Annotated in this window: 2 protein-coding genes; both read right to left on the bottom strand. The window is 62.0% G+C overall.

All coding sequences use genetic code 11. The features are described from left to right. Nucleotides 1-446, bottom strand: a 446-nt coding sequence (locus L9Z73_RS30135) for a response regulator (protein ID WP_247408587.1), incomplete at its 3' end; no start/stop codon positions are given. Between the two features lie 48 nt (nucleotides 447-494). Beyond that, on the bottom strand, nucleotides 495-1,713 hold a 1,219-nt coding region (locus L9Z73_RS30140; RefSeq protein ID WP_247408589.1), incomplete at its 5' end, for a chemotaxis protein CheA.

Here is a 1,713-nt window from a genome sequence, read left to right on the forward strand (position 1 = left end):
GGAGCGGCGACCGCCGCGGGCGCCGGGGCGCTGAACAGGCTGCGACGGTTGCTGCGCGAAATGCTGTGGACCTTCTCGCACAGCATCTGCTTGACCTTCTCGGGGTTGCGCGAGATGTCTTCGAAATTCTTCGGCAGGAAGTCCACTGCGCCGGCGTCCAACGCATCCAGGGTGACCCGGGCGCCTTCATGGGTCAGCGAGGAGAACATCAAGACCGGGGTCGGGCAGCGCTGCATGATGTGCCGGACTGCGGTGATGCCATCCATCATCGGCATCTCGTAGTCCATGGTGATCACGTCCGGCTTCAACGCTATGGCTTGATCAATCGCCTCTTTGCCGTTGGTGGCCGTGCCGACCACCTGGATCGTTGGATCGGCGGAAAGAATTTCCGAGACGCGGCGGCGGAAGAAACCTGAATCGTCCACCACCAGGACCTTGACTACCATAAACACTCCGTTAGGCGGGGCGGGCAATACCGCCCTGCCCCGCCAGAATCAAATACGCCGTGCGGCGTAACGCTTGAGCATGCTCGGAACATCGAGAATCAATGCGATGCGACCGTCACCGGTGATGGTCGCACCCGACATGCCCGGGGTTCCCTGCAGCATTTTGCCCAAAGGCTTGATGACGACCTCTTCCTGGCCCACCAGTTGATCGACGACAAAGCCGATGCGCTGGGTGCCCACGGAGAGAATCACCACATGGCCTTCGCGCTGCTCTTCATGGGCAGCCGAGGCGACCAGCCAGCGCTTGAGGTAGAACAGGGGCAACGCCTTGTCGCGCACGATCACCACTTCCTGACCGTCCACCACGTTGGTGCGCGACAGGTCGAGGTGGAAGATTTCGTTGACGTTGACCAGCGGGAAGGCGAAGGCCTGGTTGCCCAGCATCACCATCAGGGTCGGCATGATCGCCAGGGTCAACGGCACCTTGATGACGATCTTCGAGCCCAGGCCCTTGGTCGAGTAGATATTGATCGAACCGTTGAGCTGGCTGATCTTGGTTTTCACCACGTCCATGCCCACGCCACGGCCCGACACGTCGGAAATCTCGGTCTTGGTCGAGAAGCCGGGGGCGAAGATCAGGTTGTAGCACTCGGTGTCGGTCAGGCGGTCGGCGGCGTCTTTGTCCATCACGCCACGCTTGACCGCGATACCCCGCAGGATCGCCGGGTCCATGCCTTTGCCGTCATCGGTGATCGACAGCAGGATATGGTCGCCTTCTTGCTCCGCCGCCAGAATCACCTTGCCGCCACGGGACTTGCCCGAGGCTTCGCGTTCTTCCGGGGTTTCTACGCCGTGGTCGACGGCGTTGCGCACCAAGTGGACCAGCGGGTCGGCCAGGGCCTCGACAAGGTTTTTGTCGAGGTCGGTTTCTTCACCCACCAGTTCCAGGTTGATCTCTTTCTTGAGCTGACGTGCCAGGTCGCGAACCAGGCGCGGGAAGCGGCCGAAGACTTTCTTGATCGGCTGCATCCGCGTCTTCATCACTGCGGTCTGCAGGTCGGCGGTGACCACATCGAGGTTCGACACGGCCTTCTGCATGGCTTCGTCGCCGCTGCTCAGGCCCAGGCGTACCAGGCGGTTACGCACCAGCACCAATTCGCCGACCATGTTCATGATGTCGTCCAGGCGCGCGGTATCCACGCGCACGGTGGTTTCGGCTTCACTGGCAGGCTTGTCGGCCACGGCGGCGGCCGGGGCTCGAGAAAGA

This window comes from Pseudomonas emilianonis, from assembly GCF_023072625.1.
GTDB classification, from domain to species: domain Bacteria; phylum Pseudomonadota; class Gammaproteobacteria; order Pseudomonadales; family Pseudomonadaceae; genus Aquipseudomonas; species Aquipseudomonas paraveronii.